General features: G+C 72.1%; 10 protein-coding genes, 1 tRNA gene, 1 other RNA gene and 1 pseudogene. 6 read left to right on the top strand and 7 right to left on the bottom strand.

Going from position 1 to position 12,383, the window contains the following annotated elements; all coding sequences use genetic code 11:
- Nucleotides 1-460 (top strand): annotated as a pseudogene (locus L0B03_RS07215) (MFS transporter); the annotation flags it as partial.
- A gap of 116 nt (nt 461-576) precedes the next feature.
- On the opposite strand, the gene L0B03_RS07220 reads toward L0B03_RS07215, so the two are convergent.
- The 5 genes from L0B03_RS07220 to L0B03_RS07240 all read right to left on the bottom strand — a co-directional run bounded on the left by L0B03_RS07220 (nt 577) and on the right by L0B03_RS07240 (nt 6,706).
- Nucleotides 577-1,371, bottom strand: coding sequence for a hypothetical protein (locus L0B03_RS07220; protein ID WP_250445127.1), 795 nt, complete (start codon nt 1,369-1,371; stop codon nt 577-579).
- Complete coding sequence (locus L0B03_RS07225; RefSeq protein ID WP_284501496.1) at nt 1,368-2,024, bottom strand: RNA polymerase sigma factor; 657 nt, start codon at nt 2,022-2,024, stop codon at nt 1,368-1,370. The genes L0B03_RS07220 and L0B03_RS07225 overlap by 4 nt, the downstream gene beginning before the upstream one ends.
- Nucleotides 2,025-2,423: 399 nt before the next feature.
- Complete coding sequence (locus tag L0B03_RS07230; RefSeq protein ID WP_250445128.1) at nt 2,424-5,018, bottom strand: polynucleotide kinase-phosphatase; 2,595 nt, start codon at nt 5,016-5,018, stop codon at nt 2,424-2,426.
- Nucleotides 5,015-6,505, bottom strand: a complete 1,491-nt coding sequence (locus tag L0B03_RS07235; RefSeq protein ID WP_250445129.1) for a 3' terminal RNA ribose 2'-O-methyltransferase Hen1 — start codon at nt 6,503-6,505, stop codon at nt 5,015-5,017. The genes L0B03_RS07230 and L0B03_RS07235 overlap by 4 nt, the downstream gene beginning before the upstream one ends.
- Before the next feature lie 116 nt (nt 6,506-6,621).
- Nucleotides 6,622-6,706, bottom strand: a tRNA-Ser gene (locus tag L0B03_RS07240).
- A 125-nt stretch (nt 6,707-6,831) separates the two neighbouring features.
- Between L0B03_RS07240 and L0B03_RS07245 the strand changes: the two genes are divergently transcribed.
- Nucleotides 6,832-7,179, top strand: a complete 348-nt coding sequence (locus L0B03_RS07245) for a hypothetical protein (RefSeq protein WP_250445130.1) — start codon at nt 6,832-6,834, stop codon at nt 7,177-7,179.
- A gap of 35 nt (nt 7,180-7,214) precedes the next feature.
- On the opposite strand, the gene L0B03_RS07250 is transcribed toward L0B03_RS07245, so the two are convergent.
- Nucleotides 7,215-8,372, bottom strand: coding sequence for a hypothetical protein (locus L0B03_RS07250; RefSeq protein WP_250445132.1), 1,158 nt, complete (start codon nt 8,370-8,372; stop codon nt 7,215-7,217).
- 412 nt (nt 8,373-8,784) lie between these two features.
- Here L0B03_RS07250 and L0B03_RS07255 point away from each other — a divergent pair, with 412 nt between their 5' ends.
- The 4 genes from L0B03_RS07255 (at nt 8,785) to ffs (ending at nt 11,868) form a co-directional block, all read left to right on the top strand.
- The gene (locus tag L0B03_RS07255) at nt 8,785-9,702 is read left to right on the top strand and encodes a MetQ/NlpA family ABC transporter substrate-binding protein (protein WP_250445133.1); all 918 of its coding nucleotides are present in this window, start codon (nt 8,785-8,787) and stop codon (nt 9,700-9,702) included.
- Nucleotides 9,703-9,836: 134 nt separating this feature from the next.
- Nucleotides 9,837-11,051: a methionine ABC transporter ATP-binding protein gene (locus L0B03_RS07260; protein ID WP_374204902.1), complete on the top strand. Its 1,215-nt coding sequence runs from the start codon at nt 9,837-9,839 to the stop codon at nt 11,049-11,051.
- Nucleotides 11,048-11,716 (top strand): methionine ABC transporter permease, encoded by a 669-nt coding sequence (locus tag L0B03_RS07265; RefSeq protein ID WP_250445134.1) that lies wholly within the window; start codon nt 11,048-11,050, stop codon nt 11,714-11,716. The genes L0B03_RS07260 and L0B03_RS07265 overlap by 4 nt, the downstream gene beginning before the upstream one ends.
- 55 nt (nt 11,717-11,771) lie before the next feature.
- An RNA gene (gene ffs, locus L0B03_RS07270) (signal recognition particle sRNA small type) lies at nt 11,772-11,868 on the top strand.
- A gap of 32 nt (nt 11,869-11,900) precedes the next feature.
- Here ffs and L0B03_RS07275 read toward each other — a convergent pair.
- Nucleotides 11,901-12,383: zinc-binding dehydrogenase (locus tag L0B03_RS07275; RefSeq protein WP_250445135.1), on the bottom strand; the 483-nt coding region annotated here is incomplete at its 5' end.

The following is a 12,383-nucleotide window of genomic DNA, read 5'->3' on the forward strand; positions in this document are numbered from 1 at the left end:
GCCCGCCGGTGCCCTGCTCGCCACCCTCGTGACGCCGCGGCTGCAGCGCCGCCTGCGCGTCGGGACGCTGAGCCTGGGTGCGTGGGCCGCGGCCTGCCTGGCGCTGCTGGCCCTCTCCCTGCCGTCCACGTGGTGGGTGGCGGCCGCGCTCCTGGTGTGCTGGCAGCTGGCGGCGACGGTGGCGATCCTGCACGCGATCATCGTCCGCCAGACGATCACGCCCATGCCCCTGCAGTCACGGGTGAACACCACGGCCCGCATGATCGCCTGGGGTGGCCAACCTCTGGGCGCCGCTGCCGGGGGAGCTGTCGCGGCCACCGCCGGGCTGACCACGGCGCTGGTCCTCGCAGCCCTGTGCTGCGCCGTCGCCGTCGTCGGCGGCGCGTCCGCCGGGCTGCGCCGGACGCCCCGTCTCGACGCGCTGCACGGAGACGACGACGGCAGCCCGCCCGGCACCTGAGGTGAGGGCGCCAGCCGTCCTCCAGCGTCGACGCGAAGGTGCGCGCTGCGGACGTCCTCGGGGCTGGCATGAGGCACCAGGTCTGGGCGATTGGCAACCGCATCTGGACGTGACGCTCAGGACCCCGGCACCTCCTGGCTTCCGCCGCGCCTTCCGTCGTCGAGGTACCACGTGACCGTGAACCCCTCCATCTCCGCCCCTCCCCTCTCCGGTCCGGGCCACCACGCCGCGAAGTAGCCGTCCGTGACGGTGGCCTGCAGCTCTACCCCGTCCCACCGGGTGATCGTGACGGCGTGGACCTCTGTCCCGACGTACCCCCACGCCGAACGCCACTCGCCTCCGCCTGTGGCCCCTTGCCAGGCCGCTTCGGTCGCCCCGGCGCCTGCGGAGGCATTTCCCGCCCACTGCCCCCAGTCGACAGGGCTGCCCTCCAACGGCATGAGGCACTCGTAGACGACGTCCTTGCCGGCGCCCCGCTGGCCCCTGACGAGGAGCGTGTACAGCCACTCGCCGCGTCTCTCGACCACGACCGGCTCGAGGTCGTCGGGGGATGCCGCCGTGGCGGGGCGTTCGTCACGCCAGATGCTCTCCGTGCAGGCGTTCTTCTGGAAGGCCTTGTCGCCGAGTGTCACGGGGGCCGGGGTCGGAACCCACGTGGCGAAGGCGGACATCTCGGGGGACGAGCTCGGCCACAGGAGAAGTACCGCCGTGAGACCGACGACTGCCGCGGCCGCGGGGACCAGACGCCGAACCGACCGGCGCGCTGGTTCCTGGTGACCCGGCAGCGAGCCAGCGGTGGGATCGGTGACTCGAGACATCACGGCCGCTCGCGCTGCGTCGAGGCGGGCAGGGTCTGGTGCATCGGTCGGGGCGAGCCGTGCCAGCTGCTCGTCGATCGTCGAGGGGATCATCGCGGGCTCCTTGAGGTTCCTCCGTGGGGGGACAGATCCATCGGTTGCCTACGAAGCGGTCCCGAGGTTCCGTTCGGCGAGGGCCCATCGGTGCTTCGCGAGACCTCCGGGTCGCGGTCGACGACGCACCGGAGCCGTTGGCGTGCTCGGTGGACCCGTACGTTGAACGCCGTCGTCGTGCAGCCGAGCACCTCGGCGGCCTGCGCAGGGGAGAGGCCGTCCCAGGCAAGCAGGAGCAGCGCCTCGCGCTCCTTCCCGGTGAGGGTGGCCAGAGCGCGGAGCATGGTCTCCCGCTCGAGGACCTCCCCGTCGGGGGCCTCCTCCGACGCCCGCGAGACTGACGCCAGCCGCCTCAGCTCGGTCTCGAGCGTGCGCGCGCGGTACACCGACCGTCGGTCGTTGGAGATGGTGTTCCTTGCCACGACGATCAACCACGGCAACGGATCTCCGGGGACGTCCCGCAGACGCCGCCATGCGACCAGGAAGGTCTCGGCGACGACCTCCTGCGCCGTGTCGGGGTCCACGTGCCGCATCGCGTACGCCTGGATCCGATGTGCGGCGGAGTCCCAGAGCTCAGTGAAGCGCTGCGTCTCGGAACGTCCTGCCGTCGCCCGGGCTGCTCTGAGGCGGGGCGGCTCGTCATCGGCTCTCATACCAGGAAGTGTTCCGCGAGCACCCGGGCTTACGTCGCGCGCGCGCCTCGTGCGCGCTGGGGGAGTGGGGTTGCGCTGACGGCGAAGGGCCCGCGACCCACATCTCTGCAGGTCACGGGCCCTTCATGCTGCGGAGGATGGGGGATTCGACCCCCCGAGGGCGTTAACCCAACACGCTTTCCAAGTGGCCTGGAGGGGGCTCAGGCGGGTGCGGGTGGACGTGTCCGTGCAGGTCAACGGGGTGCGCGGACGACGCCGGGTGGGCGCCGGCAGGTCCGTCCGGAGGCAAATTGCTACCAGAACTGCTACCACTGCGAGCCGACTGCGGGGGAGTCAGCCAGGAGGCCCCATGTCCCGGCTGGGTTCGCAATCTGCGCTTGCCCTGCGGCCGAGCTGCCGTCACAGCCGCGGGTCGACGGGCTCCGTCTCGAGTGCGAGCACCCCGAAGACGGCCTCGTGGACCCGCCACAGCGGTTCGTCCGCGCAGAACCGGGTGAGCGCCTCGAGCCCGAGCGCGTACTCACGGAGCGCGAGGCTGCGCTTTCGTCCCAGATTCCTCGAGCGGAGACGGGCAAGGTTGGCCGGCTCTGTGTAGTCGGGGCCGTAGATGATCCGCAGGTACTCACGCCCGCGGACCTTGATCCCTGGTTGCACCACCCCACGCGGACCGCGTGTGTAGTTGGCCAGCGGCTTGACAACCATTCCCTCTCCCCCGCCCGCTGTCAGTTGGTTCCACCACCCGACCGCTGCGGCGCACGAGGCGGCGTCGTCCAGATCGGCGACGACCCGGCCGGTTGTCGTGAGAACGTCCGACTCGTCGGCTCGGACGAGCGCGTCCGCGACCGCGAGGTGCCACAGGTGGTCGCGCGTCTCGAAGCTGCCCGCATCCGTGGCGAGCAGCTGGAACGGTGCCAACCGCACGCCGTCGAGGCCGTCGGTAGCCCACACGTATCGGCGGTAGGCGTCGCCGAAGGCGCGCGCGTTGGCGTGCCTGGAGCGCGTGCGGTCGAGCAGCTCGCCGACTGGGAGCCCTCGGGCAGCGGCCGCCTCAAGAGTGGCCTCCGCCGGCGGTAGGGCTGAGCGGGCAGCCGCGCCCACGGCGGCGTACTGGTGGCGGAGGAGGTCCTCCGCCTTGACGGACCACGGCATCAGCTCGCAGTCGAGCAGCAGCCAGTCGGCAGGGTTGCCGTCCCGGCCCACCTGGTCCCAGAGTCCAGCGGCGGAGGCGGCCGCACGGACGACGTCGAGGAGCTGCTCCGTTCGCGGTCCGTCGAAGAAGGGCCGACCCGTACGGGTGTGGACGACCCCGGTTGTACCCGCGGGCATGCCGAAGCGCGCTGCGGCGACCTCGGCGTCGCGGCATACGAGCACGACGGCCCGCGAGCCCATGTGCTTCTCCTCGCACACCACCTGGTCGACACCCTCGGCCCGGTACGCCTCGAAGGCCTGGTCTGGATGCTCGAGAAGGTCCCCGTCGGGCGCGGTGGCGCACGGGCTCATGGTCGGCGGCAGGTAGACGAGCCACCGGGGATCGACCGCGAACCGGCTCATCACCTCGAGGGCGCCGACGGCGTTCTCCTCCGCGATCGTCACGCGGCCGTGCCGGGAGGTCTCGACCACGCGCTTGCCGAGGACGTCCGTGACGTCCAGGACGTCTGGGTCCCGCCTGGCGACCTCGAGGGCGCCGTCGCTGGTGGCGTCCTGACCGGACGCGCTCGGGAACGGACGCGTCGGCTCGTACCAGACGCGCTCGGCCGGGACCTGGACCACGTCCTTCTCCGGGTAGCGGAGGGCGGTGAGGTGACCGCCGAACACGCAGCCGGTGTCGAGGCACATCGTGTTGTTCACCCAGGTCGGGACGGGCGTCGGCGTGTGCCCGTAGAGCACCATCGCCCGGCCGCGGTAGTCCTCGGCCCACGGGAGCCGCACGGGCAGGCCGAACTCATCCGTCTCGCCGGTCGTGTCGCCGTACAGGGCGAAGGACCGGACCCGCCCGGAAGCGCGGTTGTGGAAGGCCTCCTTGAGCCCGGCGTGCGCGACGACGAGGGCACCACCGTCGAGCACGAGGTGTGCCACGAGCCCGTCGCAGAACTCCCGCACCTCCGCGCGGAACTCCTCGGTCTCGGCGTCGAGCTGCGCCAGCGTCGTCTCGAGACCGTGCGAGACCTGGACGGCACGTCCGTCGAGGGCGCGGACGAGCTTGTTCTCGTGGTTGCCCGGGACGGCGAGGGCGTGGCCCGCGGCGACCATCCCCATCACGAGGCGCAGCACTCCCGGGCTGTCGGGGCCGCGGTCGACGAGGTCCCCGACGAACAGCGCCCGGCGCCCGTCGGGGTGCTCAGCATCGACCGGCCGGCCTTCGCCGTCGCGGACGAGCACGTACCCGAGGCGCTCGAGCAGCGTCTCGAGCTCCGAGCGGCACCCGTGGATGTCTCCGACGACGTCGAACGGCCCGTGGTCGTCCCGCCGGTCGCTCCGCAGCGGCTGCCTCTCGATCACCGCGGCGTCGATCTCCTCCGTCCCCCCGAGCACGTGGACGGTGCGGAACCCTTCGCGCTTGAGCCCGCGCAGCGAGCGCCTCAGCTGGTCCCTCTGCCGCCGGACGACATGAGCGGGCAGGTCGCGGTCGGCACGGCTGGTGTTCCGCTCGAGGCAGACCTGCTCCGGTACGTCGAGGACGACCGCGACGGGCAGGACGTCGTGCGCGCGCGCCAGGTCGACGAGGGACTTCCGTGCGGCCTGCTGCACGTTCGTGGCGTCGACGACGGTGAGCAGTCCGGCGTCGAGCCGCTTCCCTGCGATGTGGTGCAGGACGTCGAACGCCGCGGCGGTGGCCTCCTGCGAGTTCTCGTCGTTCGAGACGAGGCCGCGGCAGAAGTCCGAGGAGAGGGTCTCGAACCGGTCGAAGTGCCGGGCGGCGAACGTCGACTTGCCCGAGCCGGACACCCCGACGAGCACCACGAGGGACAGGGCCGGGACGGGCAGCGTGGTCATCGTGCACCTCCGTCGAGAGCAACCGCCGCGGGGGCGTCCCGTCGGAACACGGCCATCTGCGTCGGGGGACCGACCTCGGGGTCCTCCGTGCCGACGGGCAGGAGCTCGACCGCGTAGCCGTGGCGGTCCGCCGCGGTCTGCGCCCACGCCCGAAAGTCCTCCCGGGTCCACTCGAAGCGGTGGTCGTGGTGCCGCATGGTGCCTGCAGCCATCGAGGCGTACCGCACGTTGTGCTCGGCGTTGGGGGTCGTCACGACGAGCACGCCGGGTGCCGCGGCTCCGAGGATCGACCGTTCGAGCGCCTGGAGGCGCGGTGGGTCGACGTGCTCGATCACCTCCATGAGGACCGCGGCGTCGAAGCCTGCGACGCGTGCGTCGGTGTACGTCACGGAGGACTGGGTGAGCTCGATACGCTCTCGCTGCCGGTCCGGGAGCGTGTCGAGGTGGAGCCGGCGCGCGGCAGTGCTCAGTGCGCGGTGCGAGACGTCGACACCGAGCAGCCGCTCGAAGGCCGGGTCACCCAGCAGCGCGCTGATCAGCGCACCCTCGCCGCATCCCAGGTCGACGACGCTCCGTGCACCGGACGCACGCAGCTGAGCGACCACGGCGTCCAGGCGGTGGCGAGCGAGCGGGACAGTATTGACCGCCTCTGGCAGGTGCGACGTGAACTCAGCGGATGCTTCCTCGACGACGTCCTCGAGCTCTGCGTCGGGGGCGTCGTCGAGCAGCTCCGGCCGGGCGTCGTCGACCTCTGCGAGCCGAGCGACGGCCGAGGCCGCGAGCCCGTGCTGGTTCGCCAGGTATCGCCGGGCGATCTCGTCCCGCGCAGGATGGGCGGAGAGCCAACCGGCACCCGCGCGCACGAGCTTTTCGACCTCGTCAGAGCCGACCCAGTAGTGCTTGGTCGCGTCGAGCGTCGGGAGGAGGACGTAGAGATGGCTCAGCGCGTCGGCGACGCGGAGGGTGCCGGTCAGGCGGAGGTCGACGTACCGGGACTCGCCCCATGCCGGCAGCTCGGGGTCGAGGGGGACGGGTCGAGCGTCGACGTCCCAGCCCAGCGGCTCGAAGAGCCGGACTGCGGCCTCGGCGCCACCTCGGCAGGGGACGGCGGGGACGTGGATGGAGAGGTCCCAGTCGCGCGTCGGGAGATCAGGGCGGGCGTCGCACCGTCCGGCGATCGCGGTGCGGAAGACCTTCCCGAGCGCGACGGCGAGCATCGAGGATGCCGCGTAGGGCCGGTCGTTGACGTACTGCGCGAGGCTGAAGGCGACGTCCTTCGGCGCACCTCGACCCCGCCCGCGGACGAGCGCGACCGGGTCGACCTCCAGCAGCAGCGCAACCGTGCAGCGCTCGTCTGTCGCCTCCGGGTAGAAGACGTGGGCGACGCCGAAGGACTGCTCGAACGACTGGACCCGGTCCGGGTGCTTGTGCAGGAGGTAGCCCAGGTCGCTGGCTGCCTGGGCGTCGGTCGTCATGGTCAGGAGCACGCGTGGATCCTCCCACTCGGCGATGCTGACGTCTGCATGGCAGAGCCGATCATGACGACGAAGGGCCCGCGCCCACATCTCTGCGGGTCACGGGCCCTTCGCTGTCGTGCACACGGCGGAGGATGGGGGATTCGAACCCCCGAGGGCGTTAACCCAACACGCTTTCCAAGCGTGCGCCATAGGCCACTAGGCGAATCCTCCTGGCCCACCGAGAGTACCGGAGGAGAGCCCGGGAGCCGAACCGGGCCGAGGGAGCGCCGCACGGGCAGGCGCGACGGGAGCGAGTGCGGTCGAGAGCGACCTTGGCCCCGTGATCTGATCGACCGATGAGCAGCCCCCGCTCCGCCCCGCGCTACCGCTGGGTCCCGATCGTTCTCGGCACCCTCGTCACGGTCGCGTCCCTCGCGGCGATCTGGTGGGCCGAGGGCTTCGACGTCGTGTGCCCGGCCGTCTACCCCGCGGACCCGAGCTGTACCGCGGAGTACCGCCGCACCACCGCGCTGGTGAGCTCGGCCGTCGTCCTCGGGCTCTGGGGGGTGGTCGTGGCGGTGGCCTGGCGGGCGCGCAGGGCGAGGGGCGTGCTGCTGGTGGTGTCCCTGGTGGCGCTGCTCCTGGCGGGCCTGCTCGGCTACAGCGTCACGCTCAGCTCGACGGGCTTCGCGCACCCGGTGTGATCGCGGCAGCCCCGCCGCGGGTCAGTGGCTCCGGCTCACGACGCGACGACGGCGAGCGCGACGGTCCCGACGTACACCGCGGGCAGCGCGACGCCCTCGAACCCGATGCCCTTGCGGTCCCGCACGACCAGCCCGCCGGCCAGGATCGTCGTGATGAGCACGGTGCCGCCGAGGAGGACCAGGCTCGAGGGTCCGGCCGCGGCGTAGATGGACCCGTCGAGGTACGTGAGGTCGGCGACCACGATCAGGAGGGTGTCGAAGGCGTTGCCGCCGATGACGTTGCCCACCCCGAGGGTGAGGGCGCCCAGGCGTATCGCGGCGAGCAGGGTGACGAGCTCGGGCAGCGAGGTGATCGCGGTGGTCAGGGTGAACCCGACCACGCCGCTCGGCAGCCCGGTGGCCTCGATGACCCCGAGCCCCGCCTGGGCGATCACCCACCCCGTCGCACCGACGACCACCGCGAGAGAGGCGAGGATCCCCCACAGCTGTGCGGTCGACCGCGAGCTGGGCGGCTCGGGCTCGTCCTCGCGGGTGTCGTCGGTCTGGGTGGGCTTCCACATGGGTGCCTTGTGCATGCGGCGCAGCAGGACGAACCCGTACCCGTAGAAGACCGGGATCAGCAGGGTCGCCGGGTGGATCCACCCCCACAGCAGGTCGGGGGTCGCGTAGGCGATCACGGGCACGGAGAGCAGGGCAGCCAGGACCAGGGTCTGCAGGACGTTCTCCAGGGAGGCGGCCGCGTGCTCGAGGTTGGCCCGCCGGTACACGAGGTCAGCGATGGCGAGCCACACCGTCTGCACAGCCACGCCGCCGACGGGGTTCGCGATCGCGAAGGCGGCGTCCCCGGCGAGGGAGCCCGTCACGGTGGTCACGATGCCCGGCAGGGAGGTCACCGCGCCCAGGAGCAGGGCACCGGCGACGGCCTCGCCCATGCCGGTCCGGTCGGCCAGCTCGTCGGCGGTCCGTGCCAGGCGGGTGCCGGCCAGCACGATGACGAGGCCCGCGAGGGCGAGGCCCGCGATGCTGGGCCACAGGGTCCAGGTGATGATGCCCTCCTCCGTCGCGACGTCGTGGACGAGTCTGGTGGCTCGGCCCGAGGAGTGCGCGCGGGGCGGACGCGGGGCCCTCGCTCCGTGGGACCCGGGCTCGGAGCCGCAGGCCCGCCCTCGCATCGCCGGGGTGACGTCGGTCACGTGCTGAGACGAGAACCGCCCCTTCGCGTCCCACTATGCAAGACAAGTGTCCATCCGGCTTGGTGGGCGCCTCGCGCCAGGGCACGATGTCGCCATGACCCGCCACAGCATGCTCGCCCTGCACATCGACGCGGCCTCCGCCCGCGCGATGATGTGCATGCGAATGCTGCAGCGGGACGCCGCGACCGCCTGAGCCCCGACTGACCGCCCGGACACCGGGCCCAGCTCCACCGCTCCGACCGTCGGCCCCCGGCACCTCAGCTGCCGGAACCCCGCCTGCCCCACCGCGCCCGCGGCGTCGTCCCCTGCCCTCAGAGCAGCGGTCGACAGCCCGTGGTGCTGCGTGCCGCTGAGCACGCCTCCCCCTGAACCCCCCCGCCGGCACACCACCGGCACCACCGAAGGAACCACCATGAGCCGCACCACCCGCCGCCCCGCCCTGCGCACCTCGGCCGTCCTCGCCGCCGCGACCCTGACCCTGGGCCTCGCGGCCTGCTCCTCGGACAGCACCGACACCGAGACCGGCGCCGAGAATGCCTCCGCCTCCGACGAGCCCGTGACCATCGGCGTCGTCGGGGCCTCCTCGGAGGAGTGGCGGATCTTCGAGCAGAAGGCCGCCGACGAGGGGCTCGAGGTCGACATCGTCGACTTCACCGAGTACTCCCAGCCCAACCCGGCGCTGAGCCAGGAGCAGCTCGACCTCAACCAGTTCCAGCACATCCTCTACCTCGCCCAGTACAACGTGGAGGCGGGGGAGGACCTCGTCCCGATCGCGGCGACCGCCGTCTACCCGCTCGGCCTGTACTCGGCCGAGTTCACCTCGGTCGACGAGATCCCCGAGGGTGGCGAGATCGCGGTCCCCAACGACCCGACCAACCTCTCCCGTGCCCTGCTCGTGCTGCAGGACGCCGGCCTGATCGCCCTGCGCGACGGCGGTACGGCCTTCTCGACCGAGGCCGACGTGCTGCCCGACGAGTCCCGCGTGACCGTCACCCCGGTCGACGCCCAGCAGACGGCCCTGGCCCTGGACTCGGTCTCCGCGTCGATCATCAACAACGACTTCCTCGAGGACGCCGGGATCGACGCCGCCGACGCCCTCTACCAGGACGACGCCAGCTCGGACGCCGCCCGCCCGTACATCAACGTCTGGGCGGCCCGGGCCGACAACGCCGACGACCCGCGCTTCGCCGCGCTGATCGAGCTCTACAAGGACCCCGAGGTCCAGGACGCCCTCGTGGCCGGCTCGGGCGGCACGGCCGTGATCGCCGACCAGTCGGCCGAGGAGCTGCAGGGCTACCTCGCCGAGGTGCAGGCCGACTCCCAGGGCTGAGGCCTCGGCGCGGGTGCCCGGCTGGCCTCGACCGGCCGGGCACCCGCGCACCGCACGTCGTCGGGGCAGTACGCCGCAGGGGGTCGTGCTGCCCCGACGACCACCCCCACCCCCAACCTCGGAACGAGGCCCCCGTGAGCACGACCGCCCCACCGATGGTCAGCTTCCGCCACGCGGTCAAGACCTTCCCCGCGAAGTCCGGTGAGGTCCGCGCCGTCGACGACGTGACCCTCGACATCCGCACCGGCGAGATCTTCGGCGTCATCGGCTACTCCGGTGCCGGGAAGTCGACCCTGGTACGTCTCATCAACGCTCTCGAGCCCGCGACCGCCGGTGAGGTGATCGTCGACGGGCAGGACGTCACCGCCCTGCCCGAGCGCGAGCTGCGTCGGGTCCGTGCCGGGATCGGGATGATCTTCCAGCAGTTCAACCTGCTGTCCTCACGGACCGTCGCCGGCAACGTGGGCTACGCGCTCGCGGTCGCCGGCTGGCCCCGCGAGGAGCGCAAGGACCGCGCCGCCGAGCTCCTCGACTTCGTCGGGCTGTCGGACAAGGCACGCCAGTACCCCTCCCAGCTCTCCGGTGGGCAGAAGCAGCGGGTGGGCATCGCCCGGGCCCTGGCGACCAACCCCAAGATCCTGCTGGCGGACGAGGCGACCTCGGCCCTGGACCCGGAGACCACCCAGGACGTGCTGGACCTGCTGCGACGGGTCAACAGCGAGCTCGGGGTCACGGTGGTCGTCATCACCCACGAGATGGACGTGGTCAAGTACGCCTGCGACCGCGTGGCCGTCATGGAGGACGGGAAGGTCGTGGAGCACGGCGACGTGTACTCGGTCTTCGCCCGTCCTGAGCACCGCGCCACCCGACGCTTCGTGGGTACGGCCCTGCGGGACCGGCCCAGCCCCGCCGCCCTCGAACGTCTCCGGCACCGTCACCCCGGCCGCATCGTGACCGTCGCGGTGCGCGAGGACGGCGCCTCCTCCACCGACCTGACCCGGGCCCTGCGCGAGCACCCCCTCGACGGCACCATCATCTACGGCGGCATCGTCGAGATCGCCGAGCGCCCCTACGGGTCCCTGACCCTCGAGCTCACCGGTGAGGACGCCGCCATCGCGGGGTTCATCACCGACCTCTCGCGCTCCACCTCGGTCCTGGACCTCGGGACCGCCGAGCACCCGCTCGCCGACCCCGACGCCGTCGGGCCCCGCGCGACGACCGCCTCCTCCGAGGCTGACGAGGGACCGTCCGCCCCGGACCCGCACCAGGCCCTCGGTGCCGACCGCCTGGGAGGCGTCGACCACCCGTTCTGGAGTCCTTTCGCCCTCCTGAGGAGGTGGCGTCGATGAACAACGAGACCGACTGGGACTACCTGGTCCCGCTGCTGCAGAAGGCCTTCGGCGAGACGCTCTGGATGGTCTCGATCTCCCTGCTCATCGCCGGGGTCGCGGGCCTGGCCCTCGGGCTGGCCGTCTACGTGACGCGGCGGGGGAACTTCCTGGAGAACCGCACCGTCTTCACGGTGCTCAACCTGCTCATCAACACCATCCGGCCGATCCCGTTCATCATCTTCGTCTTCGCCGTGGGTCCGCTGACCATGGCTCTCGTCGGGCGCACGATCGGGATGGAGGCAGCGATCCCTCCCATGGCGATCATGGCCGCCGTGGCCTTCGCGCGGCTCGTCGAGCAGAACCTCGTGGCCCTGGACCCCGGCGTGGTCGAGGCCGCGCGGGCGATGGGGGCCTCTCGCTGGCGGATCGTGTGGTCGGTGCTCATCCCCGAGGCCCTGGGCCCGCTGATCCTGGCCTTCACCTTCCTCACCATCGCGGTGATCGACATGTCGGCCGTCGTCGGGATGATCGGCGCCGGCGGTCTCGGCGACTTCGCGATCCGGCACGGCTACCAGCGCTTCAACTGGGAGGTGGTGTGGGCCACCGTGCTCATCATCATCGTGCTCGTGCAGGTCGTGCAGGTGCTCGGCAACGCCCTGGCCCGCAAGGCGCTGCGGCGCTGAGCCCGCGCCCGGCGCCCCGGGTCGATCCGGGGCGCCGGGCTGCGTTAGGCTTGTCGTCGACCCCTCGTGCGGCGTCATCTCGCTGAACTCCCCCAGGGCCGGAAGGCAGCAAGGGCAGGCGGGCTCTGACGGGTGTGCGGGGGGTCCTTGCATGCCCGGACCCGGACCCGGACCGGGTCGGTCGTCACGGCACCAGCACGACCTTGCCGGCGACGGTGTGCGACTCCGCGAGGGCGAGCGCTCGGCCGGCCTCGACGAGGGGCAACCGGGCCGCGACCTGGGGTGTGAGGGCCCCGGCGGCGAGCCGCTCGAGCACCTGGGTGAGGTCCTCGCGCAACCGGTCGTAGAACCGTACGGGCCGCCGCCGGCCGGCCCAGAAATTGTAGAAGTGCGCGCGCCGTCCGTTGGGCAGGGTGTTCCACAGCAGGAGCCGCCCGACGAGGAGCAGGACCGGGAGCTGCGAGCTGCCCACCTGGTCCATGGTCGCGGCGCTGCCGTAGGAGACCAGCGTGCCGCCGCGGCGCAGCAGGGCCCACGAGTCCACGATGCCGGGGCCGCCCACGTGGTCGAACACCGCGTCGACGCCGTCGGGCGCCAGGCCCCACAGGCGGTCGGCGAGCTGCGGCGCCCGGTGGTCGACCGGGGTCGCGCCGAGGCCCCGGACGAG

The organism is Actinotalea sp. C106 (assembly GCF_023630195.1).
Lineage (GTDB): Bacteria > Actinomycetota > Actinomycetes > Actinomycetales > Cellulomonadaceae > Actinotalea.

Coding starts and splice junctions, on each gene's coding strand:
- L0B03_RS07220 (WP_250445127.1), bottom strand. CDS start 1,371: ATGATCCCCTCGACGATCGACGAGCAGCTGGCACGGCTCGCCCCGACC.
- L0B03_RS07225 (WP_284501496.1), bottom strand. CDS start 2,024: ATGAGAGCCGATGACGAGCCGCCCCGCCTCAGAGCAGCCCGGGCGACG.
- L0B03_RS07230 (WP_250445128.1), bottom strand. CDS start 5,018: ATGACCACGCTGCCCGTCCCGGCCCTGTCCCTCGTGGTGCTCGTCGGG.
- L0B03_RS07245 (WP_250445130.1), top strand. CDS start 6,832: ATGAGCAGCCCCCGCTCCGCCCCGCGCTACCGCTGGGTCCCGATCGTT.
- L0B03_RS07255 (WP_250445133.1), top strand. CDS start 8,785: ATGAGCCGCACCACCCGCCGCCCCGCCCTGCGCACCTCGGCCGTCCTC.
- L0B03_RS07265 (WP_250445134.1), top strand. CDS start 11,048: ATGAACAACGAGACCGACTGGGACTACCTGGTCCCGCTGCTGCAGAAG.